General features: G+C 70.5%; 16 protein-coding genes. 10 read left to right on the forward strand and 6 right to left on the reverse strand.

Annotation, left to right across the window (positions count from 1 at the left end):
• The first annotated feature begins 30 nt into the window (after positions 1 to 30).
• The 3 genes from ngcE (OG992_RS31140) to OG992_RS31150 all read left to right on the forward strand — a co-directional run bounded on the left by ngcE (OG992_RS31140) (position 31) and on the right by OG992_RS31150 (position 3,316).
• Positions 31 to 1,446 carry an N-acetylglucosamine/diacetylchitobiose ABC transporter substrate-binding protein gene (ngcE, locus tag OG992_RS31140; protein ID WP_266305005.1) on the forward strand — a complete coding sequence of 472 codons (1,416 nt, stop codon included), beginning with the start codon at positions 31 to 33 and terminating at the stop codon, positions 1,444 to 1,446.
• Positions 1,447 to 1,511: 65 nt separating this feature from the next.
• Positions 1,512 to 2,420 carry a carbohydrate ABC transporter permease gene (locus OG992_RS31145; protein ID WP_266305006.1) on the forward strand — a complete coding sequence of 303 codons (909 nt, stop codon included), beginning with the start codon at positions 1,512 to 1,514 and terminating at the stop codon, positions 2,418 to 2,420.
• Positions 2,417 to 3,316 carry a carbohydrate ABC transporter permease gene (locus OG992_RS31150; RefSeq protein ID WP_266305007.1) on the forward strand — a complete coding sequence of 300 codons (900 nt, stop codon included), beginning with the start codon at positions 2,417 to 2,419 and terminating at the stop codon, positions 3,314 to 3,316. The genes OG992_RS31145 and OG992_RS31150 overlap by 4 nt, the downstream gene beginning before the upstream one ends.
• 187 nt (positions 3,317 to 3,503) lie before the next feature.
• Here the strand turns inward: OG992_RS31150 and OG992_RS31155 are convergent, their stop codons facing one another.
• Positions 3,504 to 4,490, reverse strand: a complete 987-nt coding sequence (locus OG992_RS31155; protein ID WP_266305008.1) for an N-acetylglucosamine kinase — start codon at positions 4,488 to 4,490, stop codon at positions 3,504 to 3,506.
• Positions 4,491 to 4,696: 206 nt separating this feature from the next.
• Between OG992_RS31155 and OG992_RS31160 the strand changes: the two genes are divergently transcribed.
• The 5 genes from OG992_RS31160 to OG992_RS31180 are packed head-to-tail and all read left to right on the forward strand — an operon-like array spanning position 4,697 to position 9,715.
• Entirely contained in the window at positions 4,697 to 5,650 is a 954-nt protein-coding gene (locus OG992_RS31160; RefSeq protein ID WP_238687076.1) for a MurR/RpiR family transcriptional regulator, read from the forward strand.
• A complete protein-coding gene (locus OG992_RS31165; protein WP_091403970.1) occupies positions 5,647 to 6,396 on the forward strand; it encodes a sugar isomerase domain-containing protein in 750 nt (249 codons plus the stop codon). The genes OG992_RS31160 and OG992_RS31165 overlap by 4 nt, the downstream gene beginning before the upstream one ends.
• Positions 6,397 to 6,422: 26 nt before the next feature.
• A complete protein-coding gene (gene ngcE / locus OG992_RS31170) occupies positions 6,423 to 7,859 on the forward strand; it encodes an N-acetylglucosamine/diacetylchitobiose ABC transporter substrate-binding protein (RefSeq protein WP_238687077.1) in 1,437 nt (478 codons plus the stop codon).
• Positions 7,860 to 7,877: 18 nt separating this feature from the next.
• Positions 7,878 to 8,786, forward strand: coding sequence for a carbohydrate ABC transporter permease (locus tag OG992_RS31175; protein WP_091403976.1), 909 nt, complete (start codon positions 7,878 to 7,880; stop codon positions 8,784 to 8,786).
• A complete protein-coding gene (locus OG992_RS31180; protein ID WP_266305009.1) occupies positions 8,786 to 9,715 on the forward strand; it encodes a carbohydrate ABC transporter permease in 930 nt (309 codons plus the stop codon). Before OG992_RS31175 ends, OG992_RS31180 begins: the two co-directional genes overlap by 1 nt.
• Before the next feature lie 6 nt (positions 9,716 to 9,721).
• Here the strand turns inward: OG992_RS31180 and OG992_RS31185 are convergent, their stop codons facing one another.
• Both OG992_RS31185 and OG992_RS31190 read right to left on the reverse strand, forming a co-directional pair.
• Positions 9,722 to 11,413, reverse strand: coding sequence for an ABC transporter ATP-binding protein (locus OG992_RS31185; protein ID WP_238687084.1), 1,692 nt, complete (start codon positions 11,411 to 11,413; stop codon positions 9,722 to 9,724).
• A gap of 50 nt (positions 11,414 to 11,463) precedes the next feature.
• Entirely contained in the window at positions 11,464 to 13,170 is a 1,707-nt protein-coding gene (locus tag OG992_RS31190; protein WP_266305307.1) for an ABC transporter ATP-binding protein, read from the reverse strand.
• 120 nt (positions 13,171 to 13,290) lie between these two features.
• Between OG992_RS31190 and OG992_RS31195 the strand changes: the two genes are divergently transcribed.
• Positions 13,291 to 15,000 carry a bifunctional 3'-5' exonuclease/DNA polymerase gene (locus OG992_RS31195; protein ID WP_266305308.1) on the forward strand — a complete coding sequence of 570 codons (1,710 nt, stop codon included), beginning with the start codon at positions 13,291 to 13,293 and terminating at the stop codon, positions 14,998 to 15,000.
• Positions 15,001 to 15,171: 171 nt separating this feature from the next.
• Positions 15,172 to 15,765 carry an NTP transferase domain-containing protein gene (locus OG992_RS31200; RefSeq protein ID WP_238687087.1) on the forward strand — a complete coding sequence of 198 codons (594 nt, stop codon included), beginning with the start codon at positions 15,172 to 15,174 and terminating at the stop codon, positions 15,763 to 15,765.
• Positions 15,766 to 15,844: 79 nt separating this feature from the next.
• Here the strand turns inward: OG992_RS31200 and OG992_RS31205 are convergent, their stop codons facing one another.
• The 3 genes from OG992_RS31205 to OG992_RS31215 are packed head-to-tail and all read right to left on the reverse strand — an operon-like array spanning position 15,845 to position 20,366.
• Entirely contained in the window at positions 15,845 to 17,254 is a 1,410-nt protein-coding gene (locus tag OG992_RS31205; protein WP_266305010.1) for a GH1 family beta-glucosidase, read from the reverse strand.
• Positions 17,251 to 19,482, reverse strand: a complete 2,232-nt coding sequence (gene yicI, locus OG992_RS31210; protein ID WP_238687080.1) for an alpha-xylosidase — start codon at positions 19,480 to 19,482, stop codon at positions 17,251 to 17,253. The genes OG992_RS31205 and yicI overlap by 4 nt, the downstream gene beginning before the upstream one ends.
• Positions 19,479 to 20,366 (reverse strand): carbohydrate ABC transporter permease, encoded by an 888-nt coding sequence (locus OG992_RS31215; protein ID WP_238687081.1) that lies wholly within the window; start codon positions 20,364 to 20,366, stop codon positions 19,479 to 19,481. The genes yicI and OG992_RS31215 overlap by 4 nt, the downstream gene beginning before the upstream one ends.

Raw genomic sequence — 20,366 nt, forward strand, 5'->3', positions numbered from 1 at the left:
GATCCGCCCGACCCGACCCGAGGAGAACCCATGAACAGGCGTGACATCCTGCGGCGCAGCGCCGCCGCCGGCCTCCTGGCCACCCCCGCCGCCGGCCTGCTGTCCGGCTGCGCCACCAGCGGTGGCGGTGACAAGAAGGATGCCGAGACCTACCAGGGCACCAAGAGCGCCCAGAACCCGCTCGGCGTGAAGGAGGACGCCCCACTCGAGGTGGTGATCTTCGGCGGCGGGTTCGGTGAGGAGTACGCCAAGGCCCACGAGGCCATGTACACCGAGAAGTACCCGAAGGCGAAGATCAAGCACTCCTCCACCCAGGAGATCAGCAAGACCCTCCAGCCGCGCTTCGTCGACGGCACCCCGCCGGACGTGGTCAACAACTCCGGGTCCAGCCAGATCGACTTCAACGGCCTGGTCAGCCAGAACGCCCTCGCCGGCCTCGACGAACTGCTGGCCGCCCCGAGCCTCGACATCCCCGGCAAGACGGTCAAGGACACCCTGCTGCCCGGCGCGGTCGAGGTCGGCTCCTACGACGGCAAGTTCCTGGTGCTCAACTACACCTACACCGCCTACGGCATCTGGCACTCCGCCAAGCTCTTCGCCGACCGCGGCTGGTCGTACGCGAAGACCTGGGACGAGCACATCGCGCTCTGCAAGCAGATCAAGGCCGCCGGCATCGCCCCCTGGACGTACGCCGGCCTGCACCCGCGCTACATGAGCTGGCCGCTGATCTCCACGGCCATCAAGTTCGGCGGCCCGTCCGTGGCCACCGCCATCGACAACCTGGAACCGAACGCCTGGAAGTCCGACTCCATGCGTGCCGCCGCCGACGCCTGGCACCAGATCGTCAAGGACAAGTACATCCTGGACGGCTCGCCCGGCCTGGACCACAAGCAGTCGCAGACCGCCTGGTGTCAGGGCAAGGCCGCCTTCATCTCCTGCGGCTCCTGGCTGGAGAGCGAGCAGAAGGACGTCACCCCGGCCGGGTTCAACATGACCATCGCGCCGACGCCGAGCCTGGGCAGCGGCGACAAACTGCCGTTCGAGGCGATCCGGGGCACCGCCGGGGAGCCGTTCATGGTGCCCGCCAAGGCCCGCAACGTCGCCGGTGGCCTGGAGTACTTCCGGACCATGCTCTCCAAGAAGGGCGCCCAGGACTTCACGAAGAAGGTCGCCAGCCTCACCGTTGTCGCCGGCGCCACCGAGGGCGTCGAGCTGCCGTACGGGCTGAGCACGGTGGTCAAGGCCCTCGACGCGTCCGGTGCCAACGGCTTCAACTGGGTCTACAACAACTTCTACCGCAAGTTGGAGCGCAACCTCGTCGACGCCGCGTGCGGCGAGTTCTTCAGCGGCCGGATCGGCCCCGCCGAGTTCCTCGACCAGTGCCAGAAGGGCGCCGACTCGATCGCCCAGGACAGCTCGATCAAGAAGTACAAGCGAGCGGCCTGACCCGCCCGGCCGGTGGGGGAGAGATCCGCCCCCACCGGCCGTACCCCAACGGAGAGGTCCCTCTCGTGAAACATGGCAAGTGGCCGCTGATCGTCACGTTCCTGGTGCCACCGGTGCTGCTGTACGTGTTCTTCGTCGTCTCGCCGTACCTCCAGGCGTTCCAGATCTCCACCACCGACTGGCTCGGCTACTCCGCCGACGCCAACTCCGTCGGGCTGGCCAACTTCAAGACCCTCTGGCACGACGACTACGTGTGGAACGCGCTGAAGAACAACGCGATCCTGCTGGGACTGGTCCCGGTGCTGACCATCGTGCTCGGGCTCTTCTTCGCCACCATGCTCGCCATGGGCGGGCGCAAGGGCAGCGCCGGCGTCACCGGCGTACGCGGCGGCGCGCTCTACCGCACCGTCTACTTCTTCCCGCAGGTGCTCTCCGTGGTGATCATCGCGTTGCTGTGGAAGGAGGTGTACCACCCCAACCAGGGGCTGCTCACCAGCGCCGCACACGCGGTCGGCCTGCCCGCGCCGACCTGGCTCGGCGACCCGGCGACCGCCTTCTGGTGCGTGCTGGCGGTGATGGTCTGGAGCAACGTCGGCTTCTACGTGGTGCTGTTCGGCGCGGCGATGTCGGCAGTGCCGAAGGAGATCTACGAGGCCGTGCTGCTCGACGGCGCGTCCCGGTTCACCATCCTGCGCCGGGTCACCCTGCCGCTGCTCTGGGACACCGTCCAGGTCGCCTGGGTCTACCTGGCCATCTTCGCCCTGGACGGGTTCATCCTCGTGCAGTTGATGACCAACGGCGGGCCGAACTTCTCCACCGACGTGATCGGCGTACGGATGTACGACACCGCCTTCGGCAGCGAGACCAAGTTCGGCTACGCCTCGGCGATCGGCGTGGTGATGTTCTTCCTGACCCTCTCGGTGGCGGTGCTGTCGCTGCGGGTCGGCCGGCGCGAACGGATCGAGTACTCGTGACCACTCTGGATCAGCCCACCGCGACCGCCCCGACCCCGGTCACCAGCGGGGACCGCCCGGTACGCCGGGAACTCGGCGTGGCCAACGCCCTCTCGCACGGCTTCCTGCTGCTCTGGGGCCTGCTCACCGTACTGCCGCTGTTGTGGATGTTCATCAGTTCGTTCAAGACCAACGGTGAGATCCTCGCCGACCCGTGGGGGCTTCCCGGCGCGCTGCACCTGGACAACTGGGCGCGGGCCTGGACCGGCGCGCACATCGGCCGGTACTTCATCAACAGCCTGGTGGTGGTGACCGGCTCGGTCAGCCTCACCATGCTGATGGGCGCCACCGCCGCGTACGTCTTCGCCCGGTACGAGTTCCGCGGCCGCCAGGTCGTCTACTACCTGTTCGTCGGCGGCCTGATGTTCCCGGTGTTCCTCGCCCTGGTGCCGCTGTTCTTCGTGGTGCGCAACGCCGGTCTCTTCAACACCTGGCTCGGGCTGATCCTCGTGTACGCGGCCTACTCGCTGCCGTTCACCGTGTTCTTCCTGACCGCGTTCTTCCGGACCCTGCCGACCTCGGTGGCGGAGGCCGCACTGGTCGACGGCTGCGGTCACTTCCGGCTCTTCTTCCGGGTGATGCTGCCCATGGCGCGTCCGGGACTGATCAGCGTGGCGATCTTCAACTTCCTCAGCCACTGGAACCAGTTCCTGCTGCCGCAGGTGTTGTTGCAGGGCGACGAGTCCAAGTGGATGCTGGCGCAGGGGCTGTTCGCGCTGTCGGTCAGCCAGGGGTACGCCGGCGACTACGCTCGGCTCTTCGCCGGGTTGAGTATCGCTGTGCTGCCGGTGCTCGCTGTCTACGTGGCCTTCCAGCGGCAGGTGCAGTCCGGCCTCACCGCAGGTCAACTCAAGTAGGATTCACCCACCTCTGACCGATCCCGATCACCACCCCGGCGTGCCGACCAGCGCCTTGATCGCGCTCGATCCTGGATGTGGTTCCCTCCTCGCGGCGCGAGGCCACTCCATCCTGGGTCGAGCACGATCGTGGCCGGAAGCGTCGCCGCGTGGGCGGGGCGGGGCAGCGCGCCCAGCGCCCAGGGCTTCAGGGGGTGGGGAAGAGGCGGGCGTGCAGGGCGGCCGGGTCGGTCACCTCGGGTAGGCCACGGGCGGCGAGCCAGGCTGCGGCGGCGGCCCCGTCTCCGGCGGTGCGCAGTGGCGCGTCCGGCCAGTGTCGCGCGATCTCGGACCGGACGGCGACGGCGAGCGGGGTGTCCGCGGTGAGCAGCCCGCCGCCGAGCACGATCGGTGTCACCGCCCCGGCGGGGCGGATGCGGCTCACGCTCTCGGTGAGGTGCCCGGCGGCTTCGGTGATCAGCGCGGTGGCGACCGGGTCGCCGTGGGTGGCGGCGTCGACGACCAGCGGCGCGAGCCGGGCCAGTTCGATGGGGGGTCGACGGGTCACCGTCTGGATGGTGGCGTCGACGGTGTCCCGGGGGCGGGTGGCGACGTCGGCGCTGCCCAGAATCTCGGTGAGCACGGTAGTGGTCAGCGCGCCCAGCCCACGGCCGGCGTCGAGGTCGGCGAGCAGCCGACGTACGGCTTCCCGACCGAGCCAGAAGCCCGAGCCGGCGTCGCCGAGGAGCCAGCCGTGGCCGTCGGCGATCCGGTCGAGCCGCAGTTCGTGGACCTGGGCGGTGATCGCGCCGGTGCCGGCGATGAGGATGGTTCCGTCGGTGGCGGCGGTGCCGGAGGCGTACGCGACCAGGGCGTCGCCGTGCACCTCGTACGGGCAGCGCAGTCCGGCGTCGTGCCAGGCGCTGTCGAAGGCGGCCCGCCCGGCGGGGTCGGCGAGCAGCCGGCCGGCTCCGGCGAGCCCGATGGTGCCCGCGGCCGCCCGCGTGGGGTCGACGTCGGCGAGCGCCTCGCGGAGCGCGGTCAGCAGTTCGGCGGCGGCGCGTTCAGCGCCGTGACTGGTGGGGTTGCCGCCGCCGGCGCGGCCGGTGCCGACGCGGTGCCCGGTGAGGGTGAGGACGGTCGCTCGGGTGGACGTACCGCCGATATCGAGACCCACCACGACGCTGTCGGACATCGGCACGGGTCTCCTTGGGCGAAACGGCGATCTGGCTTGTTCATGCTGGTCGGCGGGGTCGTGCGGGGCAAGTTGTGGGGGCCGTTGAGGGCAGTGCGCCAGGTAACAGTTTGAAAACTTCGCCCACAGTCTTGACACAGAGGGTCGTTCAGTAAGAACTTTTACCACTAACAGTTAACAGTCTTTTCGGAAAGCTGAGGCGTCTCATGGTTGATCACGAGGTGGACACCGCCGCGGGGACCGCGGTGGTCGACGCCGACGTGATCGAGCGACGGAGCTCGGCCTCCGACGGGGTGTTGGCCCGGGTTCGCAACGGGCTCGGCGAGCTGACCGGCGCCCTGCGCCGGGTCGCCGAGCACGTGCTCAGCGACCCGGAGGCCGCCGCCCGCTCGACCATCGTCGAGCTTGCCGAGCGCAGTGGCACGTCACCCGCGACCATCACCCGCTTCTGCCGGGCGATGGGCTTCGAGGGGTACGCCGACCTGCGACTGGGCATCGCCTCCGAGACCGGCCGGGCCCGCTCGGCGGGTTGGACCGTCGACATCGGACGGGAGATCCAACCGAGTGACCCGCTCGCCCGGGTGCTCGACCAGATCATGGCCGCCGACACCCGGGCCATGCACGACACCGCCACCCTGCTCGACCTCACCGAGGTGGAGCGGGCCGCGGTGGCGATCGCCGGGGCCAGCAGGGTGAACATCTTCGGTGCCAGCGGCAGCGCCCTGGTCGGTGAGGAGATGCAGTTCAGCCTGCACCGCATCGGTGTGGCGGCGTGGGCGTGGAACGACGTGCACGAGGGGCTGGCCAGCGCCGCGTTGCTGCGATCGGGGGACGTGGCGCTCGGCATCTCGCACACCGGGCAGACCCGGGAGACGATCGAGATGCTCGCCGAGGCGGGCAGCCGGGGCGCCACCACTCTCGCGCTCACCGGCTTCCCCCGCTCCCCGTTGGCCGAGCTGGCCGACATCGTGCTGCTCACGGCCAGCCAGGCGACCACCTTCCGGCCGGACGCGCTCTCCGCCCGGCACCCCCAACTGGTGGTGCTCGACCTGCTCTACATCGCCGTCGCCCAGCGCACGCACGACCGCGCGCACGCGGCCTTCCGGCGGACAGCGCAGGCCGTCGACGGGCACAAGGCAGCGAAGGGAGTCCACTCATGATCAGCGCCCAGGGGTACGCGGACGCCGTCCGCCCGGTGCTCGACCGGCTGCTCGACTCGGAGGCCGACGGGATCACCCGAGCCGCCGACCTGATCGCCGACAGCCTGCGCGACGGCGGCGTGCTCCAGGCGTTCGGCGCCGGGCACTCCGAGGCGTTCGCCGCCGAGCTGGTCGCCCGGGCCGGCGGGTTGGTCCCCACCAACCGGCTCTCGGTACGGGACCTGGTGATGCACGGTGACGCCCCGCGTGACGTGCTCGCCGACCCCAAGCTGGAACGTGATCCCTCCATCGCCCACCAGATCTACGCGCTCGCGGCGCCCCAGCCGCGCGACGTGTTCGTGGTGGCGTCCCAATCCGGCATCAACGGCTCGGTGGTCGAGCTGGCGGCGCTGGTCACCGAGCGCGGTCACCCGTTGATCGCGGTCACCTCGGTCGAGCACACCGCGCGGGTCGCCCCACGGCACCCGTCCGGGCACCGGCTCGCCGACCTCGCCGACGTCGTGCTGGACAACGGCGCGCCGTACGGCGATGCACTGCTGCCGCTCGAGGGCGGCGGCGCGGTCTGTGCGGTCTCCTCGGTCACCACGGCGCTGCTGGCGCAGTTGCTGACCGCGGAGGTCGTACGACGGTTCCACCAGGCCGGGGAGGTACCCCCTATCTACCTCTCCGCCAACGTCCCCGGCGGGGACGAGCACAACCTCGCCCTCGAGTCGCGGTACGCCGGACGTCTCCGGCGTACCGCATGACCCGAATTCCACAAGGAGAGACGACGATGTCGATTACCCCCGAACACCCGGCCGCACTCGACCGTCGCACGGTGCTGCGTCGCGCCGCCGCCGTGGGCATGCTCGCCACTCCGGCCATCGGCCTGCTCGGCGCCTGCGCCACCAGCGGCAGCGACGGTGACAACGAGCAGGTCGCCGGCGGCACCAAGAGCGAGAAGAACCCGCTGGGCGTCAAGGAGGACGCCGCGATCGAGGTGGTCATCTTCAACGGTGGCTACGGCGAGAAGTACGCCACCGACGTGCACGAGCCGCTGTACAAGAAGGCGTTCCCCAAGGCCGAGGTCAAGCACCAGGCCACCCAGGCCGTCTCCACTGTGCTCCAGCCGCGGTTCGCCTCCGGTAACCCGCCGGAGTTCGTGAACAACTCGGGCGAGAAGCTGATGGACTTCGGCGCGCTCGTGGCCGACGGTCAGCTCCAGGACCTCACCGAGCTGTGGGACGCGCCGTCGGTCGACGACCCGACGAAGAAGGTCCGCGACACGGTGGTGCCGGGGACCATCGAGGCCGGTTCGTTCAACGGCAAGCCGTTCGTCCTGTACTACGTCTCCACCGTCTTCGGCATCTGGTACTCGGGCAAGCTGTTCAAGGACAACGGCTGGGCGCCGGCGAAGAACTGGGACGAGTTCATCGCCCTGCTCACGAACATCAAGGCCAAGGGCATCACCCCGTACGGCTACGCCGGGGCGAACGCCGCCTACTACCAGTGGAACGTGATCCTCACCCACGCCGCCAAGATCGGCGGCACGGACGTGCTGAAGAACATCGACAACCTGGAGGACGGCGCCTGGAAGCAGGACGCCGTCAAGCAGGCTGCCGCGGCGTGGGCCGAGGTCGGCGCGAAGTTCAGCGACAAGAGCTTCGAGGGTCTCAAGCACACCGACGTGCAGCTGCGGCAGAACCAGTACAAGGTGGCCATGTACCCCAGCGGTGACTGGCTGGAGGGTGAGCAGAAGAAGGACACGCCGGCCGGCTTCGACTACCAGCTCATGCCGGTGCCGAGCCTGTCCGCCTCGGACAAGCTGCCGGCCACCGCGCTGCGCGCCACCGCCGGTGAGGGCTACTTTGTCTCGGCGAAGAGCAAGAACCCCAAGGGCGGGCTGGAGTACATGCGTCAGATGCTCTCGACGGCGGGCGCGAAGGGCTTCACCGAGGTGGTCAAGGCCCCGACCGTGGTCACCGCCGGCTCGGAGGGCTTCGCCTTCCCGCCCGGTGTGGCCAGCTCCCAGGCCGCGCTCAAGGCGGCCGGCCAGGACGTGTTCAACCTGTACTTCGACGGTTGGTACAAGGAGCTCGACACGGAGGCGCGTACCGCCACCAACGAGCTGATGTTCGGCCGGATCAACGCGGACGCCTTCGTGGAGCGGATCCAGAAGCGCGCCGACGCCATCAAGAAGGACAGCTCCGTCACCAAGTTCAAGCGCTGATCGATCGGAGCTAGGGTCATGCGGCACGGCAAGTATCCATTCGTGATCGGGTTCCTGTTCGCCCCGGTCGCGCTGTACGTGACATTCGTGATCTGGCCGTACGCGCAGGCGTTCCAGATCTCGATGACCAACTGGCGGGGGCTGTCGGCCCCGCAGTGGGTGGGCTTCGACAACTACCGGAGGTTGCTCGACGACGGGGCCTTCTGGAAAGCGGTCCAGCACCACGGCGTACTGCTGCTTGCCCTGCCGCTGATCACCATTGCCATCGCCCTGTTCTTCGCCTTCCTGCTCAACGTGGGTGGCAAGAGCAGCGGTGGTCAACGCCAGGGGGTCTGGGGGGCGAAGTTCTACCGGGTGGTGTTCTTCTTCCCCCAGGTCCTGGCGGTGGCCATTATCGCCGTGTTGTTCCAGATGGTGTACCGGCCGAACGAGTCCGGACTGATCAACGGCGTGTTGATGAAGTTCGGCATCGAGCCGATCCTCTTCCTGGTCAAGCCGAACCTGGCCCTCTGGTCGATCATCGCGGTGCTGGTCTGGCAGGCGGTCGGCTTCTACGTGGTGCTCTTCTCGGCCGGGATGGCCTCCATCCCCGGTGAGATCTACGAGGCCGCCGAGATGGACGGGGCGACGAAGGTGACCCTGTTCTTCCGGGTCACCCTGCCGCTGCTGTGGGACACCCTCCAGGTGGCCTGGGTGTACCTCGGGATCGCGGCGTTCGACGCGTTCGCCATCGTGGCGGTGCTCTCGGTGGACGGTGGCGGCCCGGACGGCGCCACCACGGTGCTCGCCATGGAGATCTACCGCAACGCGTTCGTCTACTCGAAGTACGGCTACGCCTCGGCGATGGGCGTGGCGCTGTTCTTCCTCACCCTCACGTTCGCGGCGCTGACGCTGCGGCTCACCAAGCGGGAAAGCGTGGAGTACTGATGAATCCGCAGTCGACGCTGCCGCCGACGCCGGCGGCGCTGCCGCCGAAGACCGGTGACCCGTCCGGCCCCGCCGGGTCGGGGAGCAAGGGCCCCCGCTCGGAGGTCAAGCTGTTCGCCGGCCTGGGGCACGTCGCGCTCGCCGTGTGGGCGGTGATCGTGATCGTGCCGATCCTCTGGACCTTCCTCGCCGCGTTCAAGAACACCAGCGAGATCTTCAGCAGCCCGTGGACGCTGCCGGCCGAGCTGCGCTGGGAGAACTTCGGGCGGGCCTGGACCAAGGCGCACGTCGGGCGGTACTTCCTCAACAGCGTGATCGTGGTGTCGTGCAGCACGTTCCTCACCATGCTGCTCGGCTCGATGGCCGCGTACGTGCTGGCCCGCTACAAGTTCTGGGGCAACCGGGCGGTCTACTTTCTCTTCGTCTCGGGGTTGGCCTTCCCGGTCTTCCTGGCGCTGGTGCCGCTCTTCTTCGTGGTGAAGAACCTCGGTCTGCTGGACACCCACACCGGCGTGGTGCTGGTCTACACCGCGTACTCGTTGCCGTTCACCGTGTTCTTCCTGGCCGCGTTCTTCAAGACGCTGCCGTCGTCGGTGGCCGAGGCGGGGATGATCGACGGCTGCGGGCACAGCCGGCTGTTCTTCCAGGTGATGATGCCGATGGCGAAGCCGGGTCTGATCAGCGTCGCGATCTTCAACATCATCGGCCAGTGGGCGCAGTACCAGCTCCCGCTGGTGCTGCTCTCCAACGCCAAGGACAAGTGGGTGCTCACCCAGGGCATCGCGGACATCTCCGTCAACGCCGGCTACGAGGCGGACTGGTCCGGGCTGTTCGCCGCGCTGACCATCGCCATCCTCCCGATGATCCTCGTGTACGCGGTGTTCCAGCGTCAGATCCAGGCCGGCCTCACCTCCGGAGCGGTGAAGTAGGGCGTCTCACCGCTCGTCGACGCGGGTGTGCCAGGAGCGCCACAGGGCCGCGTACGCCCCGCCGGCCGCCACCAGCTCGTCGTGGCTGCCGACCTCGGTGATCCGACCGTCGGCGAGCACGGCGACCCGGTCGGCGTCGTGGGCGGTGTTGAGCCGGTGCGCGATAGCGATGACGGTCCGCCCGACCAGTACGGCGGCCAGCGCGCGTTCGGTCCGGCGGGCGGTGGACGGGTCGAGCGCGGCGGTCGCCTCGTCCAGGATCAGCGTGTGCGGGTCGGCGAGCACCAACCGGGCCAGCGCGACCTGTTGGGCCTCGGCCGCACCGAGTTGACGGGCCCCGTCACCGAGCTGGGTGTCCAGGTCGTCGGGTAACTCGGCAAACCAATCGGCGCCCACTGTGAGCAGCGCGGCGCGCATCTGGTCGTCGGAGGCGTCGGGCGCGGCGAAGGAGAGGTTGTCGCGTACCGAGCCGATGAAGACGTGGTGCTCCTGGGTGACCAGGGCGATCCGGCGGCGTCGCTCGGCCGGGTCGAGGTCGGTGACCGGGCAGCCGCCGATGCTGACGACGCCCTGGCGTGGCGCGTCGATCCCGGCCAGCAGCCGAGCCAGGGTGGACTTGCCGGCGCCGGACGGGCCGACGACGGCCAGCCGCTCACCGGGCTGCACCTCCAGGTCGATGCCGTGCAGCACGTCCGGCCCGTCGGAGTAGGAGAACCGCGCGCCACTGACGACGAGCCGCTCGCCTCGCGACGAGGCGGTCGTGCCGGGTGCTTCGGGCGGGACCATGCCGACGCCGAGCAGCCGCGCGTACGACGCGAAGCCGCGTTGCGCCTGCTCGGTCCACTGCAACAGCCGGTCCAACGGGTCGATCGCCTGTTGCAGGTAGAGCGCGGCGGCGACCACCGCGCCGAGCGACACCATGTCGCGGGAGAGCAGGTAGCCCCCGACGAGCAGGACCATGGCGACCGGCAGCGGATAGCTGGCCTCGACGACCGAGAAGAACACGGTACGCAGCGCGAGGGTCGCCCGACGGGCCCGCCACACCAGCGTGACGCGGGTGGTGCCGTGCCGGATCCGGTCGTCGGCCAGCCGCAGCGCCTCCACGGTGCGCGCGCCCTCGGCGGTGGTGGTCAGCGTCTCGGTCAGCTCGGCCGCCGCTGCGCCCTCGGTGAGGTAGGCGGAGCTGGCCCGGCGCAGGTACCAGCGGGTCACCGCCACGATCGACGGGAGCCCGGCCAGCGCCGCCAGCCCGAGCAGCGGGTGCAGCAGGAAGACGGCGCCGAACAGCAACGTCAACTGCACCCCGGCGATGACGATGGTGGGCACCACGTCCCGGACGGTGGTGCCGACAGTCGACACGTCGACCGAGCTGCGGGTGGCCAGGTCCCCGGAGCCGGCACGCTCGACGACCGAGACGGGCAGCCCGAGAGTCCGGGAGACGAACTCCTCGCGCAGCTCGGCGACGGCCCGTTCGCCGAAGCGGTGGCCGGCGTACTGGGCGTACCGGGAGAGCAGGGCGCTGACCAGGACGCAGCCGGCGATGGCCAACGCCAGACGGTCCACAGTGGCCACGCTCGCGCCCGCCGTGACCCGGTCGACGATGGTGCCCAGCAGCCACGGCGGGGCGAGCCCGGCGACCGCGGCGGCGCTGTGCAGCGCCAGCACGACCCCGACGGCGCGTCGATGCCGGCTGATCATGTCCCGCAGGGCCCGGCGTACGGTGCCCCGGTCGGCGACGGGCAGCCGGCTCACCGGTACGCCTCCTCGCTGCCGCGGGCAACCAGGTGCCGGTAGGCCGGGTCGTCGTCGAGCAGGTCGGCGTGGCTGCCGGTGGCGGTGATCCGGCCGGCGCTCAGGAGCGCGACCACGTCGGCCCGGCCGAGCAGCAGCGGTGACGTGGCGATCACCACTGTGGTCCGCCCGGCCCGCGCTGCCCGCAGCCGCTCGGCGATCCGCGCCTCGGTGTGCGCGTCCACCGCCGACGTCGGGTCGACGAGGATCAGCACCTCCGGTTCGCTGCTCAGCGCCCGGGCCAGGCGCAGCCGTTGGCGCTGACCGCCGGAGAGCGTCCGGGCTCGGGCGTCGATCGGGGTGTCCAGCCCGGCGGGCAGGGCGTCGACGACGTCTTGCGCCGAGGCGGTCCGCAGGGCCGCGCCGATCCGTTGGTCGTCGCCGTCGGCCCCGGCGCGCAGGATGTCGCGCAGCGTGCCGGCGAAGAGGTAGGAGTCGTGGTCGGCGACGAGGATCCGCGCGCGGACCTCGTCCAGGGCGACCTCGCGCAGCGGCACGCCGCCCCAGGTGACGTCGCTGGCGACGTATCGGCCGAGCCGGTCGGCCAACGCCACGGCCGCCGCCGGGTCGTCTGCCGCCACAGCGGTCAGCTGGCCGGCGCGCACTGTCAGGCCGGTCACCGGGTCGTGCAGGTCGGCCGGGTCTTCCGGCCCGGCCGGGTCGTCCGGCCGGCGTGTCTCGGGTACGGCGCCCGGCCACCGGCGGCCCGGGCCACCGACGTCGTCCGGTGTCACGTTGAGCAGGTCCGTGATCCGTCGGGCGGCGACCCGACCGCGGATGAGCTGGTAACTGCCCTCCAGCAGAAACCAGACCGGCACGATCAGGGTCGCCACGTAGCCGTAGACGGCGACCAACTCGCCGATCGTGACGTCACCGGTCACCGCCATCCGGGCGGTCAGCCACACCACCGCCGCCAGGAACAACCCGGGGATGGCGACCGTCGCCGCGTCGATCCAGCTGTTGACGGCGCCGACCCGGTAGCCCTCGGCGCGTAGCTCCTGGGACCGGGCCGCGTACCGCCGGGCGAACAGGTCCCGGCCGCCCACCCCGGCGAGCACCCGCAGCCCGGCCACGATGTCACCGGATCGGGCGGTGAGCGCGCCCTGTTGCCGGCGGTAGACCGATTCGACCTGCTCCAGGCGGCGCAGCAGCGGCCCCACGATCAGACCGACGACAGGCACCCCCACCAGCACGCAGAGCGCGAGCATTGGGGAGATCGACCAGAGCACCACGGCGATCACCCCGTACGCGATGACCGCGCCGACGCCCGGCCCGGTCAGCGTCAGCACCTGCGCCGTCCAGTCGATGTCGGAGCCGCCGATGGTGGACACCTCGCCCGCCCCGACCCGACGGGGTAGGACCGCGCCGATGCGGGACAGGTGACGCAGCAGAACCTCCGCCGAGCGGGCCTTGGCGTCCTCCCGGAGGAAGGTCATCGTGCGGTGCCGCATGATGCCGAGGTAGGACAGGGCCACGCCGGCGACGACGATGGCCGCGACCCAGAGCGCCAGGGCCTGGGTGTCGCGTGCGCGCAGCCCGTCGTCGACGGCGCGGGCGATCAGGTAGGGCCGCACCGAGAGCCCGATCATCCAGGCCGTGCCGATCAGGCTGCCGCGCAGCACCCGCCAGGGTTGGCAGCGGACCAGCCACCAGAGGTAGCGCATCGGACCGCGGGCGTCGGGGGTGCCAGGATCGGGATGCGGGATCTGCGGAGGCACCCGGTCACGCTACCGACCGGCCCTGACACCCCACCGGCCCGATCATGGTGAGGTGCGCCTCCGTTTCTGTCGGACGGGAGAGGCAGAATCACGTTCGTGCTGGTGGCGGTGGTGTCCGACGAGCGGGGTGGGGGAGTGCTGTGCCCGCTGGACGCCACCGGCCGGCCGACCGGCCCGCCCGAGGTCGTCACCGATCTGGTCGCCGCGGTCGCCGCCCGCGAGGCCGCCGAGCACCCGCGCTGGGTCTGGTCGACCGCCACGGCGATCTACCCGACGCTGCTGCGCGCCGGCGTCCGGGTCGATCGGTGTCACGACGTGGAGTTGACCGAGGCGTTGCTGCTCGGGCACGTCGGCCGTTGGGGTGAGCCCCGCTCGCTGGCCGCCGCCTGGGCCCGGCTGACCGGCGCGGCGGTGCCGCCCGACCCGCCGCCGCGCGCCGCCGCGCCGCCCGGGCACGGGCAGGGGGCGCTCTTCGACACACTGCCCGGTCCGTCGGGCCCGGGCATCGAGGCACTGACCCAGGTGTACGCCGACCAGCTCACCCGCGTCGCCGCGACCGAGCACCCCGGCCGGTTCCGGTTGCTGGTGGCCGCCGAGTCGGCCGGCGCGCTGATCGCGGCGGAGATGGGCGCCGCCGGGCTGCCCTGGCGTGCCGACGTGCACAACGAGATCCTGCACGAGCTGCTCGGCGAGGCGTCCCCGGTCGGTGGTCCGCCACGCCGACTCGCCGAGCTGGCCGCCCGGATCGCCGACGCGCTCGGCGTACGCGGCCTGCACACCGACTCCCCGGCGGAGCTGCTGAAGGCGTTCGCCCGGGTCGGGGTGGAGCTGCCCAACACCCGGGCCTGGGTGCTGCGCGGGGTGGACCATCCGGCGGTGCCGCTGGTGCTGGAATACAAGGAGCTCTACCGGATCTGGACGGCGCACGGCTGGTCCTGGCTCGATCAGTGGGCGCGGGGCGGCCGGTTCCAACCGGAGTACGTGCCGGCCGGTGTCGTCTCCGGCCGGTGGGCCACCCGGGGTGGTGGAGCGTTGCAGATCCCCAAGGTGATCCGGCGGGCGGTGGTGGCCGATCCGGGCTGGCGGCTGGTGGTCGCCGATGCCGGCCAGTTGGAGCCCCGGGTGCTGGCCGCGGTCTCCGGCGACGCGCGGTTGGCGGCGGCGGGTGGTGCCGGTGACCTCTACGCGGCCCTGGCCCGGGACTCGTTCGGCGGCGACCGGGCCAAGGCCAAGGTGGCGTTGCTCGGCGCGATGTACGGGCAGACCGGCGGGGCCGCGGTGCCCGCGTTGGCGGTGCTCAAGCGCAGCTACCCGACGGCGTTCGGTTACGTGGAGGCGGCGGCGCGTACCGGTGAGAACGGCGGGCTGGTGCGGTCGTGGCTGGGGCGGACGTGTCCGCCCGGCTCGGCCGGGTTCGGTGATCTCGACGACGAGCCCTCCGATCCGGAGGGGGCGGGTGACCCGCACAGTCCGCGGGCGCGTGCCGCCCGGTCCCGGGGGCGCTTCACCCGCAACTTCGTCATTCAGGCCACGGCGGCGGAGTGGGCCTCCACGTTGCTGGCCACGCTGCGCACGGAGCTGTCCGGCACCGACGCCGAGCTGGTCTTCTTCCAGCACGACGAGGTGGTCGTGCACGCGCCCGCCGATCAGGCCGATGCGGTCGCCGAGGCTGTCAATCGGTCGGGCGAGCGCGCCTCCGCGTTGCTCTTCGGTGCGACGCCGGTCCGCTTTCCACTGGACCTGTCCATCGTCGACTGCTACGCCGACGCGGCCTGACCTGCGCAGTGTCCGTGGCGGCGGATGCCGGTCGTGTAACGGTTGTGCTATTTCTCCTTTTCGCCCCGCCACCCCCGGCTGGCCGTCCTCGTTGCAGTGTCCGTAGGAGGGGACGGAACGGTCACGGTCCGTCCCGTGCTGGAGGGGGCGCAGCTGAACCGGATCGCAGGAATGATCATCGCCGCAGGCGGGGGACGACGGATCGGTGGTCCCGAGGCGCTGCTGCACCAGGGTGACAAGCCCCTGGTGAATCAGATGATCGACACGATGACCGAGGCGGGCTGCGAGCAGATCGTGGTCGTCCTGGGCGCTGCCGCCGAGCAGGTCCAGGAAACCGCCGACCTGGGCAAGGCGACCGTTGTGATCAACAAGGCGTGGGGCACCGGAGTCGGCTCGTCCATCCGGGCCGGCCTGGCCGCCATGGACGACGAGGGGATCGAGGCGGTGGTGGTGGTCCCTGTCGACATGCCGGGCCTGACCGCCGAGGCGGTCAGCCGGGTGGCCGCGCTGCCGTACCCGGACGTGCTGGTCTGCGCCACCTACGACGGGTTGCGCGGCTACCCGATGCTGTTCGGCCGCCGGCACTGGCCCGGCATCGCCACCCTGGCCAGCGCCGACGTGGGCGCCCGGCCGTACCTGTTGGCGCACAAGGACCAGATCGTCGACATCGCCTGCGACTCGGTGGCCGACGGCAGCCGGGTCGACACTCCGGAGCTGATGGAGATGTACGGGCTCACCGTCCCGCCGCAGCGCGTCGGGGTCTGAGGACGCGTCCTGCCGGGCTCCCCGAAGTGCGTGATGTCTGTGAGTCACCACGATGACTCACAGACATCACGCTCCTCAGTTAGTCCTGTGCCTGGTCCAGCTCACCGGTGGCGGCGAGGCGCTGGTACCAGTGGGCGCTGTCCTTCCAGGTGCGGACCTGGGTGTCGTAGTCGACCCGGATGATGCCGAAGCGACGGTCGTAGCCGTAGCCCCACTCGAAGTTGTCCAGCAACGACCAGACGAAGTAGCCGCGCACATCCGCGCCCTGCGCGCGGGCGTCGGCCATCGCGCCGATGTGTCGCCGCAGGTAGTCGATCCGCCGCTCGTCGTAGATGCGGCCGTCGGCCGACACCACATCGTCGAACGCCGCGCCGTTCTCGGTGATCATCATGGGCTGGTGGGGGTATTCACGCTGGAGGCGCAGCAGCAGCTCGGTCAGCGCCGGCGGGTCGATGTTCCACCCCATCGCCGTGTACGGGCCGGGCTGCGGCAGGAAGTCGACGTTCGCCGCGGCGACCCACGGCGTCCAGGTCGACGCGCCGTGCCCGTCGGCGTCCGAGCGGGCCGACACCCCGTCCCAGGCCCGGACCAGGGTGCTGGAGTAGTAGTTGACCCCGAGCACGTCCAGCGGCACCGCGATCAGCTTCTCGTCGCCCTCGCGGACGAACGACCAGTCGGTGACGGAGGCGGTGTCGGCCAGCAGGTCGGCCGGGTACTCCCCGTCCAGCATCGGGCCGAGGAACGCCCGGTTGGCCAGGGCGTCGATCCGCCGGACCGCGTCCTGGTCGGCGGCCGAGTCGGACGCGCCCCGGATGACGTGCAGGTTCAGCGTCACCGACAGCTCCGCGGACGGGGCCAGCTCCCGGACCACCCGACCGGCCAGGCCGTGCGCGAGGTTGAGGTGGTGCACCGCGGCCAGCGCCGCCGCCGGTTCGGTCCGACCCGGCGCGTGCACGCCGGAGGCGTAGCCCAGGTACGCGGAGCACCACGGCTCGTTGAGCGTCGTCCAGGTGTGCACCCGGTCGCCCAGCGCGCCGACGATGCCCGCCGCGTACTCCTGGAAGCGCAACGCGGTCTCCCGCGCCGCCCACCCGCCGGCGTCCTCCAACTCCTGCGGCAGGTCCCAGTGGTACATGGTGGCCACCGGGCGGACGCCCCGCTCCAGCAGCCCGTCCACCAGCCGCGAGTAGAAGTCGATGCCGGCCTGGTTGAACCGGCCCGAGCCGCCCGGCTGCACCCGGGGCCAGGAGATGGAGAACCGGTACGCGCCGAGCCCCAGGTCGGCGATGTGCCCGAGGTCGTCGGCCCACCGGTGGTAGTGGTCGGCGGCCACGTCACCGGTGTCACCGTTGAGGGTCCGACCCGGTGTGTGGCTGTAGGTGTCCCAGATGGACGGCCCGCGCCCGTCCTCGGTCGCCGCGCCCTCGATCTGGTACGCGGCGGTAGCCGAGCCCCAGACGAAGCTCTCCGGGAAGTGGTGTTGCGTCATCGTTCCGTCCCCTGGATCTCGCAGATGTAACCCGTCGAGGTGCCGGCTACCAGCTCGGCGCTGGCCGTCCCACCCTCGTAGCGCACGTCGAACTCGGCGCCCGGCCCGTTGCCGGGTGACGGTACCCGTACTCGGGTCCGCTGCCCCTCGGTCGGTGCGTACACCCGCAGCCGCACATCGTCGGCCCACTCGTAGTCCGGTCGGTCGGTGCGCGAGCCGAACGGGATGACAGCGCCCGGTCGGGCCAGCACCGGCAGGCTGTCGAAGCCGTGCTTCTCGGTCAACCAGGCCGGGCCGGTGACCTGCGCGCCGGTGACCAGGTGCGTCCAGGTGCCGGCGGGAACGTAGTACGTGACGTCGCCGTCGGCGCTGAGCACCGGGGCGACCAGCACGTCCGGGCCGAGCATGTACTGCCGGTCCAGGTGCGCCGTCGCCGGGTCGTCCGGGAACTCCAGGAACATCGGCCGCATCACCGGAGTCCCGTCGCGGTGTGCGTCCTGGGCGGCGGCCGCCAGGTACGGCATCAGGCCGAGCTTGAGGTGGGTGAAGTGCCGCAGCACGTCCACCGCCTCCTCGTCGTAGGCCCACGGCACCCGGTACGAGCCGGACCCGTGCAGCCGGGAGTGCGAGGAGAGCAGCCCGAAGGCGACCCACCGCTTGAACACCGCCGGGTCGGGAGTGCCCTCGAAGCCGCCGATGTCGTGGCTCCAGTAGCCGAAGCCGGACGCCGCCAGGGACAACCCGCCGCGCAGCGACTCGGCCATCGCGACGAACGTCGACTCGCAGTCGCCGCCCCAGTGCACCGGGAACTGCTGCCCGCCGGCAGTGGCCGAGCGGGCGAACAGCACCGCCTCGCCCTCGCCGCGCTCGGTCTCCAGCAGCTCGAAGACCGCCTTGTTGTAGAGGTACGAGTAGTAGTTGTGCATCCGCTGCGGGTCCGAGCCGTCGTGCCACACCACGTCGGTAGGGATGCGCTCGCCGAAGTCGGTCTTGAAGCAGTCGACGCCCATGTCCAGCAGGGCCTTGAGCTTGCCGGTGAACCAGCGGACCGCGTCCGGGTTGGTGAAGTCGACAAGCGCCATGCCGGCCTGCCACTTGTCCCACTGCCAGACCGAACCGTCCGGGTTGCGCACCAGGTAACCAGCCTCGCGGCCCTCCTCGAAGAGGTACGAGCGCTGCGCGATGTACGGGTTGATCCAGACGCACACCTTCAGGTCGCGCTCGCGCAGCCGGCGCAGCATCCCCTCCGGGTCGGGGAAGGTCGCCGGGTCCCAGATGAAGTCGACCCAGTGGAACTGACGCATCCAGAAACAGTCGAAGTGGAACACCGACAGCGGCAGCCCGCGCTCGGCCATCCCGTCGACGAACTCGGTCACCGTCTTCTCGTCGTACGAGGTGGTGAACGAGGTGGACAACCACAGGCCGTACGACCAGGCGGGAATTCGGGCCGGACGGCCGGTGAGGGCGGTGTACCGGCGCAGCACGTCCTTCGGTTGGGGCCCGTCGACGACGTAGTAGGTGAGCGACTGGCCCTCGACGCTGAACTGGGTCTGCGTGACGACCTCGGAGCCGACCTCGAACGACACGTGCTCCGGGTGGTCCACGAAGACCCCGTAGCCGGCGCTGCTCAGGTAGAACGGCACGTTCTTGTACGCCTGCTCGCTGGCGGTGCCGCCATCGGCGTTCCAGATGTCGACTGTCTGCCCGTTCTTGACGAACGGGCCGAAACGCTCGCCCAACCCGTACACCGTCTCACCGACACCGAGGGCGAGCCGTTCGTGTACGTGCCGGCGGCCCTCGGCGTCGGTGACGACGCCGATGCTGCGGGCGGTGGACGCGGTGAGCAGCCGGTCGCCGTGCAGGAAGTCGACCCGCCACCCGTCGATGAGCGCGACCCGCGCGGTCAGCTCGCCGGTGGTCAGGGTCGCGCTGAGCCCGGTGACGTCGACGGTGACCGGGTGCGTCTCGTCGGTGCTCAGCCCGAAGTGCGGCTCGCGGGGCAGCCCTCCGGTGTGGTGGGCGACGGTCACCCCGATGACGCCGGGGGCGGGGGAGAAGAACCGGACGGTGACCAGGGGGCGGTTGAGGGTGTCGCCGCGGCCGGTGATCTGACCGGTCGGTGCGAAGACGGTGAAGCCGCGCTCGTCCGGCTCGACCGACTCCACGGTGCCGGGCCGCAGGACGCTGACGCCGGGGCGCAGCTGCCAGTACCCGTCGGTGAACTTCACTTCTCGGCTCCTGCCGTGATGCCGCGCGCCAGAGTGCGCTGGAAGATGAGGAAGAAGAGGATGGCCGGCACCAGGCTGATCAGCGCGCCGGCGTTTGTGGTCGGAGCGTCCATCAGCCGGTCGCCCTGCAACGACGCGAGCGCAACCGGAATGGTCTGCGTCTGGTTGTCGATCAGCATGACCAGCGGGATGAGGAACTCGTTCCACGTCCAGATGAAGAAGAAGATGAGCAGCACCGCGAGGGTGGGTCGCAGGTTGGGGAAGACCACCCGCCACAGCACCGTCCACTTGCCGGCGCCGTCCAGCGCGGCGGCCTCCAGCAGCGAGCGCGGGAACGTGCCCATCACCGAGGCGAGCAGGTACGTGCCGAACGCGCTCTGGATCACGGTGAAGATGATGATCACCGAGAGCTGGGTGTTGTAGAGGCCGACCTGCTTCGCCGCGTAGTACAGCGGGTAGATCAGCGCCTCCTGCGGCAGCATGTTGGCCAGCAGGAACAGACCGACGATCCACAGCCGGCCCCGGACCCGGCCGATACCCAGCGCGTACGCGTTGAGCAGTGACACGGCGACGCCGAACACTGCCACCGAGCCGGCGATGATCGCCGAGTTCCAGAACTTCAGCGGGAAGTTCACTTCGGTCCAGTACGTGCGCAGGCCCTTCGTGTAGAACTCCGTCGGCCAGCTCAGCGGGCCGCCCGAGGAGTAGTCGCCGGGCGACTTGAACGCGTTGAGCAGCATGAACGCGAACGGCACCAGCATGACGAGCGCGCCGAGGGTGACCAGGGCGAGCACCACCCAGCGGCTGACGCCGCGGTGGTGTCGATCGCGTACGGGCCGGGCCGGCCGCACCGGCGCGGTGCTCGGTGTGAGCGTGACGGCCAT

This window comes from Micromonospora sp. NBC_00362, from assembly GCF_026342155.1.
Classification (GTDB): Bacteria; Actinomycetota; Actinomycetes; order Mycobacteriales; family Micromonosporaceae; genus Micromonospora; species Micromonospora hortensis.

Excerpts from the sequence above, each read along its gene's own strand:
- ngcE (WP_266305005.1), top strand. The coding sequence starts at position 31 with ATGAACAGGCGTGACATCCTGCGGCGCAGCGCCGCCGCCGGCCTCCTG.
- OG992_RS31155 (WP_266305008.1), bottom strand. The coding sequence starts at position 4,490 with ATGTCCGACAGCGTCGTGGTGGGTCTCGATATCGGCGGTACGTCCACC.
- OG992_RS31160 (WP_238687076.1), top strand. The coding sequence starts at position 4,697 with ATGGTTGATCACGAGGTGGACACCGCCGCGGGGACCGCGGTGGTCGAC.
- OG992_RS31165 (WP_091403970.1), top strand. The coding sequence starts at position 5,647 with ATGATCAGCGCCCAGGGGTACGCGGACGCCGTCCGCCCGGTGCTCGAC.
- ngcE (WP_238687077.1), top strand. The coding sequence starts at position 6,423 with ATGTCGATTACCCCCGAACACCCGGCCGCACTCGACCGTCGCACGGTG.
- OG992_RS31175 (WP_091403976.1), top strand. The coding sequence starts at position 7,878 with ATGCGGCACGGCAAGTATCCATTCGTGATCGGGTTCCTGTTCGCCCCG.
- OG992_RS31180 (WP_266305009.1), top strand. The coding sequence starts at position 8,786 with ATGAATCCGCAGTCGACGCTGCCGCCGACGCCGGCGGCGCTGCCGCCG.
- OG992_RS31185 (WP_238687084.1), bottom strand. The coding sequence starts at position 11,413 with ATGATCAGCCGGCATCGACGCGCCGTCGGGGTCGTGCTGGCGCTGCAC.
- OG992_RS31190 (WP_266305307.1), bottom strand. The coding sequence starts at position 13,170 with ATGCGCTACCTCTGGTGGCTGGTCCGCTGCCAACCCTGGCGGGTGCTG.
- OG992_RS31200 (WP_238687087.1), top strand. The coding sequence starts at position 15,172 with ATGATCATCGCCGCAGGCGGGGGACGACGGATCGGTGGTCCCGAGGCG.
- OG992_RS31205 (WP_266305010.1), bottom strand. The coding sequence starts at position 17,254 with ATGACGCAACACCACTTCCCGGAGAGCTTCGTCTGGGGCTCGGCTACC.
- OG992_RS31215 (WP_238687081.1), bottom strand. The coding sequence starts at position 20,366 with ATGGCCGTCACGCTCACACCGAGCACCGCGCCGGTGCGGCCGGCCCGG.